General features: G+C 59.9%; 18 protein-coding genes. 6 read left to right on the top strand and 12 right to left on the bottom strand.

Annotation, left to right across the window (positions count from 1 at the left end; genetic code table 11):
• The first annotated feature begins 46 nt into the window (after positions 1-46).
• Positions 47-262 carry a ribosome modulation factor gene (rmf, locus tag ABX75_RS28155; protein ID WP_002553055.1) on the top strand — a complete coding sequence of 72 codons (216 nt, stop codon included), beginning with the start codon at positions 47-49 and terminating at the stop codon, positions 260-262.
• Between the two features lie 123 nt (positions 263-385).
• Here the strand turns inward: rmf and ABX75_RS00380 are convergent, their stop codons facing one another.
• The 5 genes from ABX75_RS00380 to sctC form a co-directional block, all read right to left on the bottom strand.
• Positions 386-1,414: a quinone-dependent dihydroorotate dehydrogenase gene (locus ABX75_RS00380; RefSeq protein WP_034099707.1), complete on the bottom strand. Its 1,029-nt coding sequence runs from the start codon at positions 1,412-1,414 to the stop codon at positions 386-388.
• An 87-nt stretch (positions 1,415-1,501) separates the two neighbouring features.
• Positions 1,502-1,960 carry a transglycosylase SLT domain-containing protein gene (locus ABX75_RS00375; RefSeq protein ID WP_047881276.1) on the bottom strand — a complete coding sequence of 153 codons (459 nt, stop codon included), beginning with the start codon at positions 1,958-1,960 and terminating at the stop codon, positions 1,502-1,504.
• Positions 1,953-2,342, bottom strand: a complete 390-nt coding sequence (locus tag ABX75_RS00370) for a winged helix-turn-helix domain-containing protein (RefSeq protein WP_047881363.1) — start codon at positions 2,340-2,342, stop codon at positions 1,953-1,955. Before ABX75_RS00370 ends, ABX75_RS00375 begins: the two co-directional genes overlap by 8 nt.
• A gap of 152 nt (positions 2,343-2,494) precedes the next feature.
• Positions 2,495-2,722 (bottom strand): FliM/FliN family flagellar motor switch protein, encoded by a 228-nt coding sequence (locus ABX75_RS00365; RefSeq protein WP_034099709.1) that lies wholly within the window; start codon positions 2,720-2,722, stop codon positions 2,495-2,497.
• A 12-nt stretch (positions 2,723-2,734) separates the two neighbouring features.
• Entirely contained in the window at positions 2,735-4,177 is a 1,443-nt protein-coding gene (gene sctC / locus ABX75_RS00360) for a type III secretion system outer membrane ring subunit SctC (RefSeq protein WP_047881362.1), read from the bottom strand.
• A gap of 271 nt (positions 4,178-4,448) precedes the next feature.
• On the opposite strand from sctC, the gene ABX75_RS00355 reads away from it, so the two are divergent.
• The 5 genes from ABX75_RS00355 (at position 4,449) to cobA (ending at position 10,121) form a co-directional block, all read left to right on the top strand.
• The gene (locus tag ABX75_RS00355) at positions 4,449-5,675 is read left to right on the top strand and encodes a CmpA/NrtA family ABC transporter substrate-binding protein (RefSeq protein ID WP_047881275.1); all 1,227 of its coding nucleotides are present in this window, start codon (positions 4,449-4,451) and stop codon (positions 5,673-5,675) included.
• Between the two features lie 13 nt (positions 5,676-5,688).
• Positions 5,689-6,264 carry an ANTAR domain-containing response regulator gene (locus ABX75_RS00350; protein ID WP_034114824.1) on the top strand — a complete coding sequence of 192 codons (576 nt, stop codon included), beginning with the start codon at positions 5,689-5,691 and terminating at the stop codon, positions 6,262-6,264.
• A gap of 207 nt (positions 6,265-6,471) precedes the next feature.
• Positions 6,472-7,683, top strand: coding sequence for a NarK/NasA family nitrate transporter (locus ABX75_RS00345; protein ID WP_047881274.1), 1,212 nt, complete (start codon positions 6,472-6,474; stop codon positions 7,681-7,683).
• Positions 7,683-9,353 (top strand): bifunctional protein-serine/threonine kinase/phosphatase, encoded by a 1,671-nt coding sequence (locus tag ABX75_RS00340; RefSeq protein WP_047881361.1) that lies wholly within the window; start codon positions 7,683-7,685, stop codon positions 9,351-9,353. Before ABX75_RS00345 ends, ABX75_RS00340 begins: the two co-directional genes overlap by 1 nt.
• A gap of 24 nt (positions 9,354-9,377) precedes the next feature.
• Positions 9,378-10,121 (top strand): uroporphyrinogen-III C-methyltransferase, encoded by a 744-nt coding sequence (gene cobA / locus ABX75_RS00335; protein WP_034099714.1) that lies wholly within the window; start codon positions 9,378-9,380, stop codon positions 10,119-10,121.
• Positions 10,122-10,180: 59 nt separating this feature from the next.
• On the opposite strand, the gene ABX75_RS00330 is transcribed toward cobA, so the two are convergent.
• The 7 genes from ABX75_RS00330 to ABX75_RS00300 all read right to left on the bottom strand — a co-directional run bounded on the left by ABX75_RS00330 (position 10,181) and on the right by ABX75_RS00300 (position 15,795).
• On the bottom strand, positions 10,181-11,161 hold the full coding sequence (locus tag ABX75_RS00330) for an OmpA family protein (RefSeq protein WP_034099715.1): 981 nt from the start codon (positions 11,159-11,161) through the stop codon (positions 10,181-10,183).
• Between the two features lie 107 nt (positions 11,162-11,268).
• Positions 11,269-11,859, bottom strand: a complete 591-nt coding sequence (gene sigX / locus ABX75_RS00325) for an RNA polymerase sigma factor SigX (RefSeq protein WP_034114827.1) — start codon at positions 11,857-11,859, stop codon at positions 11,269-11,271.
• A gap of 87 nt (positions 11,860-11,946) precedes the next feature.
• Complete coding sequence (locus tag ABX75_RS00320; RefSeq protein ID WP_034099717.1) at positions 11,947-12,771, bottom strand: mechanosensitive ion channel domain-containing protein; 825 nt, start codon at positions 12,769-12,771, stop codon at positions 11,947-11,949.
• A 2-nt stretch (positions 12,772-12,773) separates the two neighbouring features.
• On the bottom strand, positions 12,774-13,019 hold the full coding sequence (locus tag ABX75_RS00315; RefSeq protein WP_005790375.1) for a hypothetical protein: 246 nt from the start codon (positions 13,017-13,019) through the stop codon (positions 12,774-12,776).
• Between the two features lie 86 nt (positions 13,020-13,105).
• Complete coding sequence (locus ABX75_RS00310; RefSeq protein WP_047881273.1) at positions 13,106-14,101, bottom strand: zinc transporter ZntB; 996 nt, start codon at positions 14,099-14,101, stop codon at positions 13,106-13,108.
• Between the two features lie 25 nt (positions 14,102-14,126).
• The gene (gene rraA / locus ABX75_RS00305) at positions 14,127-14,618 is read right to left on the bottom strand and encodes a ribonuclease E activity regulator RraA (RefSeq protein WP_034114828.1); all 492 of its coding nucleotides are present in this window, start codon (positions 14,616-14,618) and stop codon (positions 14,127-14,129) included.
• A gap of 187 nt (positions 14,619-14,805) precedes the next feature.
• Entirely contained in the window at positions 14,806-15,795 is a 990-nt protein-coding gene (locus ABX75_RS00300; protein ID WP_034114829.1) for an alpha/beta fold hydrolase, read from the bottom strand.
• Between the last annotated feature and the right edge of the window lie 17 nt (positions 15,796-15,812).

Below are 15,812 nucleotides of genomic sequence, written 5' to 3'. Positions count from 1 at the left end.
GAGGCCGAAGGATATCAAGACAGTCAACAAGTGAGGGAAACACCCTATGAGAAGACTTAAGCGTGATCCGTTGGAAAGAGCGTTTTTACGCGGATATCAATATGGCGTTCATGGCAAATCCCGTGAGCTTTGCCCATTTACTCTACCGTCGGTACGCCAAGCCTGGATCAACGGCTGGCGCGAAGGACGCGGCGACAACTGGGACGGTATGACAGGCACTGCGGGAATCCACAGACTCAACGAACTTCACGCCGTCGGCTAATCAGGGCACTTAATTCCGACACACCACCTTTGAAGCTGTAACGACTTACCATGCGCGCCCCATCCGGGCGGCGGGCTTCGGCCCAGGGGGCTCCTTGATGGAGCCCTTTTTTATGGGCGCCGTTCAGGCCTTTCTGGGCAACGCCGCAATTGCATCCACCGACTCACGAATCAACGCAGGGCCTTTATAGATAAAGCCAGAATACAACTGCACCAGGCTCGCACCCGCGGCGATTTTCTCGGCCGCGTGCTTGCCTTCAGTGATGCCGCCCACCGCGATGATCGGCAAGCGCCCCGCCAGCTCGGCGGCCAGCACCTTGACGATATGAGTGCTTTTATCGCGGACCGGCGCACCCGACAGGCCGCCCGCCTCGTCACCATGGGCCAGACCTTCAACACCGACACGGCTCAACGTGGTATTGGTGGCAATCACTGCGTCCATACCGGAATCCACCAGGGCCTGGGCTACCAGCACCGTTTCTTCGTCGCTCATGTCCGGCGCAATCTTGATCGCCAGCGGCACGCGCTTGCCATGGCGAACGGCCAGGTCTTCCTGACGCTGGCGCAGGGCTTCGAGCAATTGCTTGAGGGAATCACCGAACTGCAGGCTACGCAGGCCTGGGGTATTCGGCGAACTGACGTTAACGGTGACGTAGCTGGCGTGGGCATAGACCTTGTCCAGGCAGATCAAGTAGTCGTCCACCGCGCGCTCAACCGGCGTGTCGAAATTCTTGCCGATATTGATGCCGAGAATGCCGCTGTACTTCGCGGCCTGGACCCGTGACAGCAGGTGATCGACGCCCAGGTTGTTAAAGCCCATGCGATTGATGATCGCCTCGGCTTCCGGCAGGCGGAAGATGCGAGGCTTGGGGTTGCCCGGCTGCGGTCGCGGCGTCACGGTGCCAATCTCAACAAAGCCAAAGCCCAATTGCGCGAAACCATCAATGGCCGCACCGTTCTTGTCCAGGCCGGCAGCCAGCCCGACCGGGTTCGGGAAGTCCAGCCCCATCACCGATACCGGCATTTTTGCCGGCGCCTTGCACACCAGACCATTGAGTCCCAGGCGGCCACCGGCACCGATCAGGTCCAGGGACAGATCGTGGGAGGTTTCCGGGGAGAGTTTGAACAACAGCTGGCGGGCCAGGGTATACATGGGCGGGCTAGACTCGGATGGCGACGAAGGTGGCGGCGATTATAGCCGGGGTAACCGCGCGCAGGCGAGGCGTGCCGCCCAACGTCGCTAACGCTGCATGACCAGAGCCTCATAACGCGCCCAGATTTTTTCGGCATAGCGCTGGCGTAGTACATCGCGCTCCGGCCCAGAACCCGGCCCCGCATTGTAGGCGCCCACTGCTGTCCAGTTGTAGCCGAAGCGCTGGATAAACTCGGCGAGTATCGACGCACCAACCTCCACCGACAGGCAAGGCTCGTTCAACAATCGCTCCTCGGTAATCCCCAACTTGAGCAGGCGCGGCAAATGCATGCTGTTGATCTGCATCAGGCCGATGTCCCGGGTGCCATTGTTGTTGACGGTGTTCACCGCGTCAGCTCGATAGCCCGACTCCACCGCGGCGATGGCTTGCAGCAACTCCGGTTCGATGTCGTAACGACCGGCAATTTCCTCCCAGCAGTAGGCCAACGCCGGATGCGCGCTCATCAACCAACCAAAGAGCAGCGCCTTGCTCCAACGTTTATCCATGGCTGACCTGGCCGCAGGCCGAGCACACTTGCCCCCCTTGAGTGTGCCCGTCTCCGCGCACCTTGACCGGACAGTTAAAGCGATAACCCCTACCGTAGATCGTCTTGATAAACCCCTTGTCGGCGCCCAAATGTTTGCGCAGCGAGTAGATGCACCGTGTCAGGGATTCTTCGGCGACCTCGCCTTGGGGCCAAACCAGCTCCAGCAAGCGATCCTTAGTCATCAGCGCACCACCCGACACCAGCAGCAATCGCAACACATGCCACTCCTTGGGCGGCAATTGAATATCGGCGCCCTCACCGGTCAAGCGCCCATCGCCATGCAAGGTCCAACAGGCAAAAACCAGGGAAACCGTCGTCAATTCATCATTCACGACGCCCATATCCACCTCGGTATCCGACAACTGACATTGAAGTCCTTATTTCCTTGACTGGCGCTTGCGCCCACGCGACGACTATAAAAACCCGCCTGACAACCCACCCTAGGAAAAAGCTCAGAGATCCTGCGTTTTTTGGGATCACTGCGTAGGGCGTTTCACAACGTGAACGCACCTGGGGCCCACTCTTGATAAACCTCATGCAGCTCAACCCCCAAGCGGTCCTCCAGTTGCACCAACTCGCCCAACGCCAGCAGTTGGCCGTTGACCCGAACTTCCACGCAGTGGATGACCGCTGGGGCCAACGGCAACACCTTCCCTGGCGCAAAAGCGGCCAGACGCTTGCGGCTGATCAGTTGTTCCTGCAGAAGAATTTCCAAATGCATGGGTCAATGCCTTTATTCACGAGAACCGTCGCGATTTGGCCGCACGAACGCACGTTGCACACGCTCGTATTGCGCCGCGGTCAATGGAGGCGGCCCGCTGCCTACAGCCGCGTCTTTCGCCTCTGCTGCGGCAGCGCGGGCCTGAATCACAAACAGGCGAACGTCGGCCGAACCTCCGGGCACCGTGCTACGGCCCTGCTCGCGCGGGTCACGGGGGAATGCGCCCAGCCACAGGCGCTTGCCCTGTGAGACGCGCACCACGCTGCTGACCCCTACCCGCCCGACCCCTGCCGGTTTATCGCGCTGCCCCTTGGCACTCATGGGGCGACCATCCTCAATATCCAGGAGCATCTCGATTTCGTTCGCCTCAGCAAAACGCGGCAGCACACTGACCTGGGTGGCGTAATGCACAGGCTTCCACTCGGCGGTGTCATCCGCACGGGCTGGCAGATAGAACGTATGGTTGTCGTTAAACACCGCCGGCACGTTCTCCTGAGTCAGAATCACCGGCAGCGTCACCACCTTTGCTCGACGGCGGCGCTCCAGCGCAGCGATCTGCGCCATCAGGCGGTTATCCTCCTGCGGCTCCATGACACGAGTGGTCGAGTTTTTGGCATCTTCGTCCATAGCCAAGTTGAGTTTTTTCAGCTCATCGCGGCCCAGGTCGACCAGCCACAGCGACACTTCGACCGATCGCCTGGGCATATCCAGTTCCGCCACCAGTTGTTCGATAAACCGCACCTGCGCCGGTTTGCCTCTGATCAACAGGCTGTTGGTATCCGGATAGGCAATGACTGCAAGGCTTTTGTCGGCCAGCAACCCCTTGTGCTCACTGGCCAGTACCGCTTCGATTATTGACGCTATCCCCGCGACCCTGACCTTGCCCTCACCCATCGCGTACTCACGATCCGCCACATGGGTGTTGAGTACCTGAACCACCCCAAAGGCGTGGTCCCCCACACGCAGTTCAGCGCGCTCGCGGTCCATCAATTGCGCCAGCCGCAACACCCGGTCGACATAGCTCGGCGGGCCGGACACATAGAACGTTCGCGGGCCGTCGGCACGCAGGGGAAAGTGGGATTCCTGCAACCCAGCGCGACGCATGAGGCTGCGAAACCGATCGATGGAAATATGCCGCAGCGACACCGCCGAGCTTTTCGCTTCGTTGGCGTCATAGAGATAAAACCCTTGGCCGTCGCTGTACCAGATCAAGCCATGCTGCTGCGCCAGTTCTTCCAGGGTCTGCTGCGGCGCAGTCAAATCAAACAGACCACTGACACGTTTGCGCGCCACCTCGCGACTCACCACGATCGGCAGCCCCAAGGGTACCGACAGCGCGGTGAACACCGTGTGCAGGCTCTCCTCCTGTGCCTGATAGGTCTCGCCCCAGGCCACTGCACATGCCAGCCACAGCAGGGCACACAGCCACCAGTGGCGAAGGCGGCGGCGGGACATGCGTTCGAGGAAGTCAGCGTACACCGTGGAAGTTCCTGGGGCCTGCAGAGGGAAGCGGCCATACTGCGAGGCCGCCTCTTTTCAATCTTGATGGAAAGTTAACGGCCGCCCATCACGCTTACCCCGTGGCATGTGCCTTGCTATGAACTCTGCATCAAAGCGCGTACCAACGGCGGAACGGGCTTACGGACAAAGGCGTCGTTACCCGCAATGGCCTTGCATCGCCATCTGAGGGGGCGACGCTTTTTTTTGAATGAAAAGGTAGGTGCGGATGAAAGATTCGGTGGGCAACGGCCCGATAAGCAACGCGCTGGCGTGGGTGAACGGCAGCGATGCGCCGGAAAAGAGCAGCCTCGACCTGGGCTTTATGGCCTTGAGCGATTGCGCCTCGCTGGTAGTGGCGGCGACCCAGGGCTTCGCACAACCCTACGGCCTGACCCTGAATCTCAAACGTCAATCTTCCTGGGCCAACCTGCGTGACAAGCTGGTCAGTGGGGAGTTGGATGCCGCCCACAGCCTGTATGGGCTGATCTACGCCGTACACCTGGGTATCGGTGGCGTGGCGCCCACCGACATGGCCGTGTTGATGGGCCTGAACCAAAACGGTCAGAGCATCAATCTTTCCCGTGGTCTGCAACAACAAGGGGTGGTCACTCCTGAGGCACTGGATCGCCATGTGCACCAAAGCCGAACAAAACTGACCTTCGCTCAGACATTTCCCACCGGCACCCATGCGATGTGGCTGTACTACTGGCTGGCGAGCCAAGACATTCATCCGTTGCAGGACGTTGACAGTGTGGTGGTGCCGCCCCCGCAAATGCTTGCGCATCTGCAAGCCGGCCGGATCGACGGGTTTTGCGTGGGCGAGCCCTGGAGCGCCAGCGCGGTCGCGCAAGATCAGGGCTTTACCCTGGCGACCAGCCAAGCGATCTGGCCAAACCATCCCGAGAAGGTCCTCGGCTGTACCCACGCGTTCGTCGAGCAATACCCCAATACGGCGCGGGTACTGGTGATGGCCATCCTCGAAGCCAGCCGCTTCATTGAACAGAGCATTGAGAACCGGCGCTCCACGGCGCAATTGCTCAGCGGCCGCGAATACCTCGACGCGCCACTCGATTGTATTGAGCCACGTTTACTCGGGGCTTATGACGACGGCCTGGGCAACCACTGGCAGGACCCTCACGCGCTACGGTTTTTTGCGGGTGGCCAGGTCAACCTGCCGTACCTCTCCGACGGCATGTGGTTCATGACCCAGTTTCGCCGCTGGGGCCTGTTGCGCGACGACCCGGATTACCTGGGCGTGGCGCGCCAGGTGCAGCAACTGGCGCTGTATCGCGAGGCCGCCACCGCCTTGGGCCTCAACGCCGGGGACCAGGACCTGCGCAGCAGCCAGCTGATCGACGGCAAAGTCTGGGACGGCTCGGACCCGAGCGGCTACGCCCGCAGCTTCCGCTTGCATGCGCTGGCCGATCACGCCAACCGCCAAGCCTTGCGCTGACAGGAGAACTGCCATGCTGCGTATCCTGTTGATCAATGACACACCCCGCAAGGTCGGGCGCCTGCGTACGGCGCTGATAGAGGCCGGCTTTGAGGTAATCGACGAGTCCGGCCTGACCATCGACCTGCCGGCGCGCGTCGAAACGGTGCGTCCGGACGTGATTCTGATCGATACCGAGTCACCGGGCCGCGATGTGATGGAGCAAGTGGTGCTGGTCAGTCGCGACCAGCCACGCCCCATCGTGATGTTTACCGATGAACATGACCCGAATGTGATGCGCCAGGCCATCAAGTCCGGGGTCAGCGCCTATATCGTGGAAGGCATCCAGGCTCAGCGTCTGCAGCCGATCCTCGATGTGGCCATGGCCCGCTTCGAGAGCGATCAGGCCTTGCGCGCGCAGTTACAGGCGCGGGACCAACAGCTGGCGGAACGCAAACGCATCGAGCTGGCCAAGGGCATGCTGATGAAAATGAAGGACTGCAATGAAGAAGATGCCTACACCTTGATGCGCCGCCAAGCCATGAGTCGTCAGCAGAAATTGATCCAGGTGGCGGAGCAGATCATCGCCATGAGTGAGCTGCTCGGTTGATTTGGCTCAGCTCTTGCTAATGAATCATCACAGGTAACCAACGGCGGTTGCCCCTCCACGACAAAGACGTCGCACATCCGGTTTGCCCTCGCGAACCCGGTGGCGGCGTTTTTTTGTTTTGGCCCCTGTGTGGGGCCGGTGGGGCAGCCGTAGTGGCTGTTCCATCACCAGGCCTTCTTACAAGACTCCTAACCGTTGAGGTGCGTGATGAAATCAAGCTTCTGGAAATCCGGGCACACCCCGACCCTGTTTGCCGCGTTCCTGTATTTCGACCTGAGTTTCATGGTCTGGTATCTGCTGGGCCCGCTGGCGGTGCAGATTGCCGCCGACCTGCAATTGACCACCCAGCAACGCGGCCTGATGGTAGCGACACCGATCCTGGCCGGTGCGGTACTGCGTTTTCTGATGGGAATGCTGGCCGACAGGCTGTCGCCCAAGACCGCCGGGCTGATCGGCCAGGTGATCGTGATTGTCGCGCTGTTCGGGGCCTGGAAACTGGGCATCCACAGTTACGAACAGGCCCTGCTGCTGGGGCTGTTTCTGGGTATGGCCGGCGCGTCCTTCGCCGTGGCGCTGCCCCTGGCTTCACAGTGGTACCCCGCCGAACACCAGGGCAAAGCCATGGGAATTGCCGGTGCCGGCAATTCGGGCACGGTATTCGCTGCCTTGCTGGCCCCGGTGCTCGCAGCGGCGTTTGGCTGGAGCAATGTGTTCGGGTTTGCGCTGATTCCGTTGATCTTGACGCTGGTGGTCTTCGCCTGGCTGGCGCGCAATGCCCCTGAACGGCCGAAAGCCAAATCCATGGCCGACTACTTCAAGGCCCTGGGCGACCGTGACAGCTGGTGGTTCATGTTTTTCTACAGCGTAACGTTCGGCGGCTTTATCGGCCTGGCCAGCGCATTGCCCGGCTATTTCAACGATCAATACCACCTCAGCCCGGTGACTGCCGGCTACTACACCGCCGCATGCGTGTTTGGCGGCAGCCTGATGCGTCCGCTGGGGGGGGCTCTGGCGGACCGATTCGGCGGCATCCGCACCCTGCTGGGCATGTACAGCATCGCGGCCATCTGCATTGCCGCCGTGGGCTTCAACCTACCCAGTTCGTACGCAGCATTGGCGCTTTTCGTCTGCACCATGCTCGGTCTCGGCGCAGGCAACGGCGCGGTGTTCCAGTTGGTTCCGCAGCGCTTTCGCCTTGAAATCGGCGTGATGACCGGGTTGATCGGCATGGCCGGCGGCATCGGTGGCTTCGCGCTCGCGGCCGGCATGGGCGCGATCAAACAGAGCACCGGTAGCTATCAACTGGCCCTGTGGTTGTTCGCCAGCCTGGGCGTATTGGCATGGTTCGGTCTGCACGGCGTCAAGCGTCGCTGGAGAACCACTTGGGGCTCGGCCGCCGTGACGGCTGCACGCGTCTGATGAGCCTGCAACTGAGCGTCGCCCAGGCCAGTGCCATCGGCCCGCGCCCGGAAAACCAGGATGCGCTGCGGGTGGTCACCCCCGTGGCGGAACTGGCGGCCAGCAAAGGCTATTTGTGCGCCATGGCCGACGGCGTCAGCCAATGTGCCGATGGCGGATTGGCCGCGCGCTCGACCTTGCAAGCCCTGGCGATGGACTACTACGCCACGCCGCAAACCTGGAGCGTAGCCCAGGCACTGGAACGTTTACTGCTGGCCCAGAATCGCTGGTTGCAAGCCAACGGTGGTGGCCAGCCGCTGCTAACGACTCTAAGTGCCCTGGTGTTTCGGGGCCAGCGCTTTACCCTGGCCCATGTCGGCGACTGCCGGGTCTATCGCTGGTTGGACGGCCAACTGCAACGCATCAGCGAGGATCACGTCTGGGAACAGCCGGGCATGCAGCACGTCCTTAAACGTGCGCTGGGCCTGGATCAACATGTGGTGCTGGATTTTCTAGACGGCCACTTGCGCGAGGGCGAGTGCTTCCTGCTGCTCAGCGACGGCGTATGGGCAACCTTGGCCGAGCACAGCATCCAGACCATCCTGCGTGAGCAGGCGGACCTGGACGTAGCCGTGGGCACCCTGGTCAATACTGCCCACTTGGCCGGCAGCCAAGACAATGCCAGCGCGTTGCTGGTACGCGTTGATGCCTTGGGTGCCGCCACCCTCGGCGACGCCCTGGGGCAGTTGCAGCAATGGCCGCTGCCACCGCCATTGAAACCCGGCCAACCGTTCGAAGGCTGGCAGGTGGAAGCATTAGTGGCGCAAAGTCGACAATCCTTGCTCTACCGGGTTCGCGATACCCAGCAACAGCCCTGGCTGTTGAAAACCTTGCCACTGAGCCATGACGACGATAGCCAAGCCGGCCAGGCTTTGCTGGCCGAAGAGTGGTTTTTGCGGCGCATGGCCGGACGCGCATTCCCAGAAGTGCACAGCGCCGGTAGCCGGCAGCACTTGTATTACGTCATGCGCGAGTATCCCGGACAAACCCTCGCCACCCTGTTCCAGCTTCAGGGGCCCCTGCCTCTGGCCCAATGGCAGTCCGTCGCCGAGCGCTTGCTGCGGGCCGTGGGCCTGCTGCACCGGCGGCAAATCCTGCACCGCGATATCAAACCGGAAAACCTGTTGTTGGGGGACGACGGCGAGTTGCGCGTGCTGGATTTCGGCCTGGCTTACTGCCCCGGCCTGTCGGAAGATCGAGCCCACCAACTGCCGGGCACTCCAAGTTTTATCGCGCCCGAAGCCTTCAATGGCGAAGGGCCTACCGCCCAGCAAGATTTATACAGCGTTGGCGTCACCTTGTATTTCCTGCTGACCGGGCATTACCCCTACGGCGAAATCGAAGCCTTCCAACGGCCCAGATTCACCCAGCCTGTCAGCGCGAGCCGCTATCGCCCCGACCTACCGGACTGGCTGCCGCTGAGTCTGGAACGGGCGGTGTCCGCCCAGCCGTCGCAGCGTTACGAAACCGCCGAAGAATGGCTACTGGTACTGGAGCAGGCTGACCGGCGCGAGCTGAGCGTCCGCCCCAGGCCTTTGCTGGAGCGAGAACCGCTAAAAGTCTGGCAAACCGTGGCACTGCTGTCGGTGCTGATCAATCTGGTGCTGCTGTATGCACTCCTTCACAACTGAGTATCTCTACACGAGGGCAACCCTATGAACGCAAAAGTCTGGTTGGTGGGCGCAGGTCCCGGCGATCCGGAGTTGTTGACCCTCAAGGCGGTCCGCGCCCTGTGTGAAGCCGACGTGGTGTTGATCGATGATCTGGTCAACCCGGCAGTTTTGGACCACTGCGCCGCGGCGCGCGTGATCACCGTGGGCAAACGCGGTGGCTGCCGCTCCACCCCTCAGGACTTTATCCACCGCCTGATGTTGCGCTACGCACGCCAGGGCAAATGCGTGGTACGCCTCAAGGGCGGTGACCCGTGCATTTTCGGACGAGGCGGCGAAGAGGCGCTGTGGCTGCGGGATCGGGGCATTGAGGTGGAACTGGTCAATGGCATCACCTCAGGGCTGGCAGGCGCGACCAACTGTGGGATTCCTCTGACATTGCGTGGTGTAAGCCGTGGCGTAACGCTGGTTACTGCGCATACCCAGGATGACAGCCAACTGAACTGGCGCGCCCTGGCCGAGGGCGGGACTACCCTGGTCGTGTACATGGGGGTGGCAAAACTGGAAGAGATTCGTCAGCAGTTGATGGAGGGTGGCATGGCGGCAGATATGCCCGTGGCGATGATCGAGAATGCCTCGCTGCCCCAGCAGCGCGAGTACCGTAGCCTGTTATCGCGCATGCACAAGGATGCCCACGCATTCGCCCTTAAAAGCCCGGCGATCCTGGTCATTGGCCGTGTTGCCGCCAGAGAACAAGCTGCATATGTCGCAGCCGCCGCCAGCGCATGACACAAATGGCAGGCGAAAAAAAACCCGGCCTGAGCCGGGTTTTTTCTACAACTCAGTAATTACTGAGCGGTAGCTTCAACCGAAGCTTCTACGCGACGGTTGATAGCGCGACCAGCTTCAGTTGCGTTGTCAGCAACTGGGCGGGATTCGCCGTAACCTACAGCAGTTACACGGCTAGGAGCCACGCCGTCTTTAACCAGGACTTGCTTAACAGCGTCAGCACGACGCTGGGACAGCTTCTGGTTGTAAGCGTCTGGACCTACGGAGTCAGTGTGACCAGCTACTTCTACGTTAGTAGATGGGTACTGAGCCATGAAGTCGGCCAGGTTTTTCACGTCGCCGTAGCTGTTAGGCTTAACAACGGCTTTGTCGAAGTCGAACTTAACGTCCAGCTCAACACGAACAACCTGAGCAACTGGAGCTTCTGGCTCTGGAGTTGGCTCTGGAGCTGGTGCTGGGGTAGGAGCTGGAGCAGCTGCGCCAGCGTTACCGCCGAAGTTCACGCCCAGGCCGACCAGTGCGGAGTAATCCCACTTGCCGTTGTCCAGACCGTAGTCAGCTTCAACACCGGCACGAGCGTACAGGTTGTTGGTGAAGTAGTACTTAACGCCGGTACCGACAGTGGCGAAAGTGGTCTGATCGCGACCGCTGTGACCGTCAGCCTGTACGTTGGTACGGCTCTGGTGACCGAAACCGCCTTCTACGTATGGACGCAGGGAGTCTACGCCAGCTTGACCGAAGTGATACTGGGCAACCAGGCTGCCGGTATCGCCTTTGATCTTCTGGTTACCAGTACCGTCGTTCGAACGGGTGTGGTTGGTCTTGTCGTAGGACAGGTTCAAGGACAGGTCGTCGGTCAGGAAGTAACCGATGCGAGCGCCAGGATTGAAGCCGTCTTCGATGTGCTTGACGCTATCGTTGTACTGCTTCTTGTAGAACAGCTCGCCTTCAACTGCGCCTTGGCCTTGTGCCAGAACGCCGAAAGAAGTAGCGGCAATAAGAGAACCAATGGCCAAGCCCAAGGTGTTTTTCAGTTTCATCCGTTAAATCCCCATCTGGTGATTGTAAAGCAGTCCCACAAACCGGGGGACAACTCGGCGACAAGTCTAACAGAACTTGCCTACACGTAAGAGATATTTGCCACGCACTAAGTTTCAGTCTCGCCCGCAAATTTCTCACGTAATTTATCAAGAGCACGTTTGTAACGCATTTTTGTAGCACTCAAACCCATGTGCATGATGTCGGCGATTTCCTGAAACTCCAGCTCTGCGACAAAACGTAGCACCAGAATTTCCCGATCAATCGGATTCACATGCACCAACCAGCGATCGAGCCCGCCCTTTTCCTCGGGTGCCGGCGCCTTTTCTTCAGACGCCTCCTCAAGGGGGTCCAGGCTCAAAGCGTCCATCAAGCGACGCTTTCGCCGTTCCTTTCGATACTGCGTGATGCACTCGTTGTACGTGATGCTGTAGAGCCAGGTCTTGAACTTCGATTTGCCCTCGAAGTTCTTCAGGCCGTACAACACCTTGAGCATCACTTCCTGACAGACATCGTCAGCATCTCTATCGTTCCCCAAATACCTTGAACAAACGTTGAACAGAGTGCGTTGATATCTGCGCATCAATTCTTCGTACGCGCGAGTTACGTGAAACAGCTCCGTGTGCGAGCGCGCGACCAACTCCTCATCAGAGAGCTCACGGGGGTCATAGCGCGTGGACAGCGATTGGGCTTTATTCAAAACAAGTCGTGCCGACAGTCAGGTCAATGTCCGCTGCGGCCCGGTCACCCGGGTTCGCGGCGGCGTACATTAGCAGGGTTTGCCGGTTTAGCGGCTACTGACCTGCTGTTCCAGGAGAATGCGATTGGACAGCGACACCAGCTCGCCGTCATCGGTCAACACGGTCGTCTTGACTGTGCCGATCTCCTCGATTTGCCCTTCGACCTCGCCCACACGCACCTGTTGGCCCACCTGGTACAACTCGCGCACATAGATTCCTGCAAGAATCTGACCGGCAATTTCCCGGCTACCCAAGCCCATGGCCAGCGCAACGGCCAGACCAACGGTAATCAAAACGATCACAATCACATGGTTGAGCAGGTCAGTCTTGACCTCCAACTGGCTGATCGCGACCGAAATACTGATGATGATCACCAGCCCCTGGGCGATCCGCCCCAGGCCGGCAGCGTAGTCCAACCCCACGCCTTCGGCGGCTCCGCGCACCAGCCCGTTGGCCAACTGCGCCAGTAAAACACCTACCAACAGCACCAGCGCGCCGCCGAAAACCTTCGGCAAATACAGCGCAAGCATGTCGAGCGTAGCTGAAACTCGCTCAAGGCCAAGGGATTGAGCGGCAGAAACCAGAAAAATCAGCAACACGAACCAGTAGACGATCTTGCCGACCAGTGTGGAGATCGGCACTTGCAACCCGGCGCGCCCCAGCAGCTTGGTCAGGCCGGTGCCTGCCATCAAGCGATCAAGGCCCAGTTTCGCGAGCAATTTGGACAGCAGGGTGTCGAGCAGCTTGGCCACGACAAAACCCAGCAACACCAGGACCAGCGCACCGAACAGGTTGGGAATGAAGTTCGCCACCTTGGTCCACAATGCGGTCATCGCGGTGACCAGGCTCTGGGTCCAGAGATCAAGTTCCATATTCAATCAGCCTTATCAGCAGTGCGAGCAAGAGGTTTACGACGGGAAACCGGTGAAACGTGGGCAGAACCATTGTTCAGCGCCATCATCAAGGCCGGCAGCCAACGACCGAGCAGACCGAACAGATCCCCCGCCCCGACCTGACGGTTGGCGGTTTTCAACACGCGCCCCAGGCAAGCATCGTCATCACGGTTGGACGGCGAAGCATTGAGCATGTCACGCAAAGACTGTTCGAACGGATCGTGCATAAAGACCTCTCGCAAGTGATTTAAAAGACGAGGGTAAATTTCATGGGGTCACATGAGACCCTTCCTACGTTCAGCTCATATTCAGCTCAAACCCAGCGCAACCGTCTAAACAGCCACCATTGCCCGAGCGCCACCGAGACCATCAGCAGGCACGCAAGCATGAATCCATAGGGGCTGGCCGAGAACGGAATGCCGCCCACATTGATGCCCAGCAAACCGGTCAGGAAACTCATCGGCAGGAAGATTCCAGTGATGATTCCGAAGCGGTACATGGTGCGGTTCATGCGTACGCTCAAACGCCGGTCTTCGGCCTCCAGCACAAGCCCCACGCGCTCCCGGGTCAATTCGAGCTCCTCCAGATAGCGTGTGAGGCTGTTGTTCAATTCGTTCCAGTAATCAGCGTCGTCGTCACAGAACCACGGCAGTTTGATCCGCGTGAGCTGGGCAAAAATATCCCGCTGCGGTGCCAGAAATCGCTTGAGCCCGGCCGCTCGCCGGCGGATCTGCAACACGCTGCCATGCTCTGGGGTATACCGTTCGTCGGTATCGAGTTTTTCTTCCTCGGCATCGACGATTTCAGACAAATCCGTGACCAGATCCTGCACTTTATTGGTCAGGTACTGCGCCATATAAAGGATGAGCTCCGACGCGGTACGCGGCCCCTTGCCGTCCGCCAGTTGCACCAGCAACTCATCGGTGGCGCGCAACGGGCGCAGACGCAGGGAAATCACCCGGTTGGCCGCCGCGAAAATGCGCACCGAGACCATGTCTTCCGGTTCGGCGCCTGGATTGAGGTTGACCCCTCGCAGAAACAGCAACAGCTGCGAATCCGGCAGCGGCAACAGGCGCGGGCGAGTGTTTTCCTCCAGCAACAGGTCGCAGGCGAATTCACTCAAGCCACTGGATTTGCGCAGCCAGGTCTGCGTCTGGGGATGGCTGCGATCCCAGTGCAGCCACAGACTTTCCTCTGGCTGCAACTGCAGGTCATCCAGCTCAGTCCGGGCAATCGAACGCGCACCGCCTTTACAGTCCAGCACCAGGGCATGCACCAGCCCCCATTGCGCGTTTTCTTCCTCGAACATCCTCACCCCTGTCGGCTTTTACGATTTACTCAGGCATTTTCAACGGGCTGGGCGACACGATCACGCCATTGTTATCCGCATACACGTATTCACCCGGGCGGAAGGTGACGCCGGCAAACGTGACCGCCACATTCAGGTCACCAATGCCACGCTTGTCGGTTTTCATCGGGTGACTGGCCAAGGCTTGTACGCCCAGGTCGGTCTGGGCGATGACGTCGACATCGCGGATGCAACCGTAGATGACCAGCCCTTCCCAACCGTTTTTCGCAGCTTTCTCGGCGATCATGTCGCCCAGCAGCGCGCGGCGCAGGGAACCACCACCGTCGACCACCAGCACCTTGCCGGTCCCCGGTTGGTCGGCCTGTTCCTTGACCAGCGAGTTATCCTCAAAGCACTTGATGGTAACAATCTCGCCGCCAAACGAGTCTCTGCCGCCAAAATTGCTGAACATCGGCTCGACCACCTGCACCAATTCGGGGTAGGCGTCGCACAGGTCGGGGGTCACGTAATGGTTCATCGAAAAAATCCTTTCTGCCAGAGAAGTGTCTTTCAAAGAAGTACCGGGCGAAACGGGTGGGAAACATCCCATCGGTTTCACTGCAACGCAATAGCCTCTACGCGACTGAATATGACCAGAAGCGTCCGGCGCGTCATATCTTAGCCGCAACCTCGCAGGAGTGAAACGCCCTTGGTAGAGCGCTTGGTCAAACAGCGGCGAGAGCCTGCGCCGGGGCGCCGAACAAAGGTGTTATAGGGTCTTTCAACCATTGCTCCACCAGAGGCCAGACCTCGGCCTGGGCAGCTTTGCTGACCAGCATCTCGACGTGCCCGAAATCTTCGGTAAACCCGTGCTTGCGTCCCAGACACACATATTGCCGATGCTCAGTGCCGACTTGTTCGAACAGCTTGCGGCAGGCCCAGTCCGGGTCCTGATGGTCGCCCGCCGCACTTACCGCCAACAACGGCACGTCGACGTCCGCCAAGCCCTTCCACCAGTCACGCTCGGCATCGCCGAAACGCCCGAACAGCCCGTGCCAGCGCATATTTTCAATCAATACCCCCACCGGCTCGTCTTCGGGCCCGCGTTTGAAACGCGCACCGGACACTTCAGCCATTCGCTTGAGAATAAAGCGCCCGCCCCACTCCACTGGTGGAATTTTCAACGGCCAGTAGGTGCGGCTGACCTGGCAGCCAAATAACGCGACCGAAGCCACCGCCGGCGCACCCAGATACTGACCGCCCAGGGCCGCCGCCAAGGTCGTGCCGCCCAGAGAATGGCCGATCCAGTGCGGGATCTGCGCGCTTTGCTCACGCACGAACGCGCCGATGGCCGGCAAGTCGTAACGCGCATAATCGGCCACCCGGTTACGCGCATATGCTTGATTGCGCTTGGACAGACCATGGCCGCGCATTTCCGCAATCCACACGTCAAAGCCTCGACGAGCCAGATAGGCGCCCAGGCCAATGCCCTTGGGCGAGTACCAGAAACGTCGATTGGAAAAACTGCCGTGCAACAAAATAACCGGGATGCCCCGGTTTTCCGGGACATCGGCCAGCCCCAAACGGGTCACCGCCAGTTCGACGCTGCCGTCCGGACTGTTGCCGGGTTTGAGGCGATACACATCTTCACTCAGGTCGCCACGACGCTCAGCGCTGATCAAGGCGACGGGAAACAGGTTGCTGCTGCTTTGCATAATGTTCTTGCACAAAA

It is taken from the genome of Pseudomonas sp. ARP3, from assembly GCF_001029595.1.
Lineage (GTDB): Bacteria > Pseudomonadota > Gammaproteobacteria > Pseudomonadales > Pseudomonadaceae > Aquipseudomonas > Aquipseudomonas rhodesiae.
The sequence above is the reverse complement of the archived record's forward strand: the minus strand, read 5'-3'. Positions and strand labels throughout refer to the sequence as shown.

Bases quoted from the DNA above. Each gene is read 5' to 3' on its own strand.
- rmf (WP_002553055.1), top strand. From the start codon at position 47: ATGAGAAGACTTAAGCGTGATCCGTTGGAAAGAGCGTTTTTACGCGGA.
- ABX75_RS00380 (WP_034099707.1), bottom strand. From the start codon at position 1,414: ATGTATACCCTGGCCCGCCAGCTGTTGTTCAAACTCTCCCCGGAAACC.
- ABX75_RS00375 (WP_047881276.1), bottom strand. From the start codon at position 1,960: ATGGATAAACGTTGGAGCAAGGCGCTGCTCTTTGGTTGGTTGATGAGC.
- ABX75_RS00370 (WP_047881363.1), bottom strand. From the start codon at position 2,342: ATGGGCGTCGTGAATGATGAATTGACGACGGTTTCCCTGGTTTTTGCC.
- ABX75_RS00365 (WP_034099709.1), bottom strand. From the start codon at position 2,722: ATGCATTTGGAAATTCTTCTGCAGGAACAACTGATCAGCCGCAAGCGT.
- sctC (WP_047881362.1), bottom strand. From the start codon at position 4,177: ATGTCCCGCCGCCGCCTTCGCCACTGGTGGCTGTGTGCCCTGCTGTGG.
- ABX75_RS00355 (WP_047881275.1), top strand. From the start codon at position 4,449: ATGAAAGATTCGGTGGGCAACGGCCCGATAAGCAACGCGCTGGCGTGG.
- ABX75_RS00350 (WP_034114824.1), top strand. From the start codon at position 5,689: ATGCTGCGTATCCTGTTGATCAATGACACACCCCGCAAGGTCGGGCGC.
- ABX75_RS00345 (WP_047881274.1), top strand. From the start codon at position 6,472: ATGAAATCAAGCTTCTGGAAATCCGGGCACACCCCGACCCTGTTTGCC.
- ABX75_RS00340 (WP_047881361.1), top strand. From the start codon at position 7,683: ATGAGCCTGCAACTGAGCGTCGCCCAGGCCAGTGCCATCGGCCCGCGC.
- cobA (WP_034099714.1), top strand. From the start codon at position 9,378: ATGAACGCAAAAGTCTGGTTGGTGGGCGCAGGTCCCGGCGATCCGGAG.
- ABX75_RS00330 (WP_034099715.1), bottom strand. From the start codon at position 11,161: ATGAAACTGAAAAACACCTTGGGCTTGGCCATTGGTTCTCTTATTGCC.
- ABX75_RS00320 (WP_034099717.1), bottom strand. From the start codon at position 12,771: ATGGAACTTGATCTCTGGACCCAGAGCCTGGTCACCGCGATGACCGCA.
- ABX75_RS00315 (WP_005790375.1), bottom strand. From the start codon at position 13,019: ATGCACGATCCGTTCGAACAGTCTTTGCGTGACATGCTCAATGCTTCG.
- ABX75_RS00310 (WP_047881273.1), bottom strand. From the start codon at position 14,101: ATGTTCGAGGAAGAAAACGCGCAATGGGGGCTGGTGCATGCCCTGGTG.
- rraA (WP_034114828.1), bottom strand. From the start codon at position 14,618: ATGAACCATTACGTGACCCCCGACCTGTGCGACGCCTACCCCGAATTG.
- ABX75_RS00300 (WP_034114829.1), bottom strand. From the start codon at position 15,795: ATGCAAAGCAGCAGCAACCTGTTTCCCGTCGCCTTGATCAGCGCTGAG.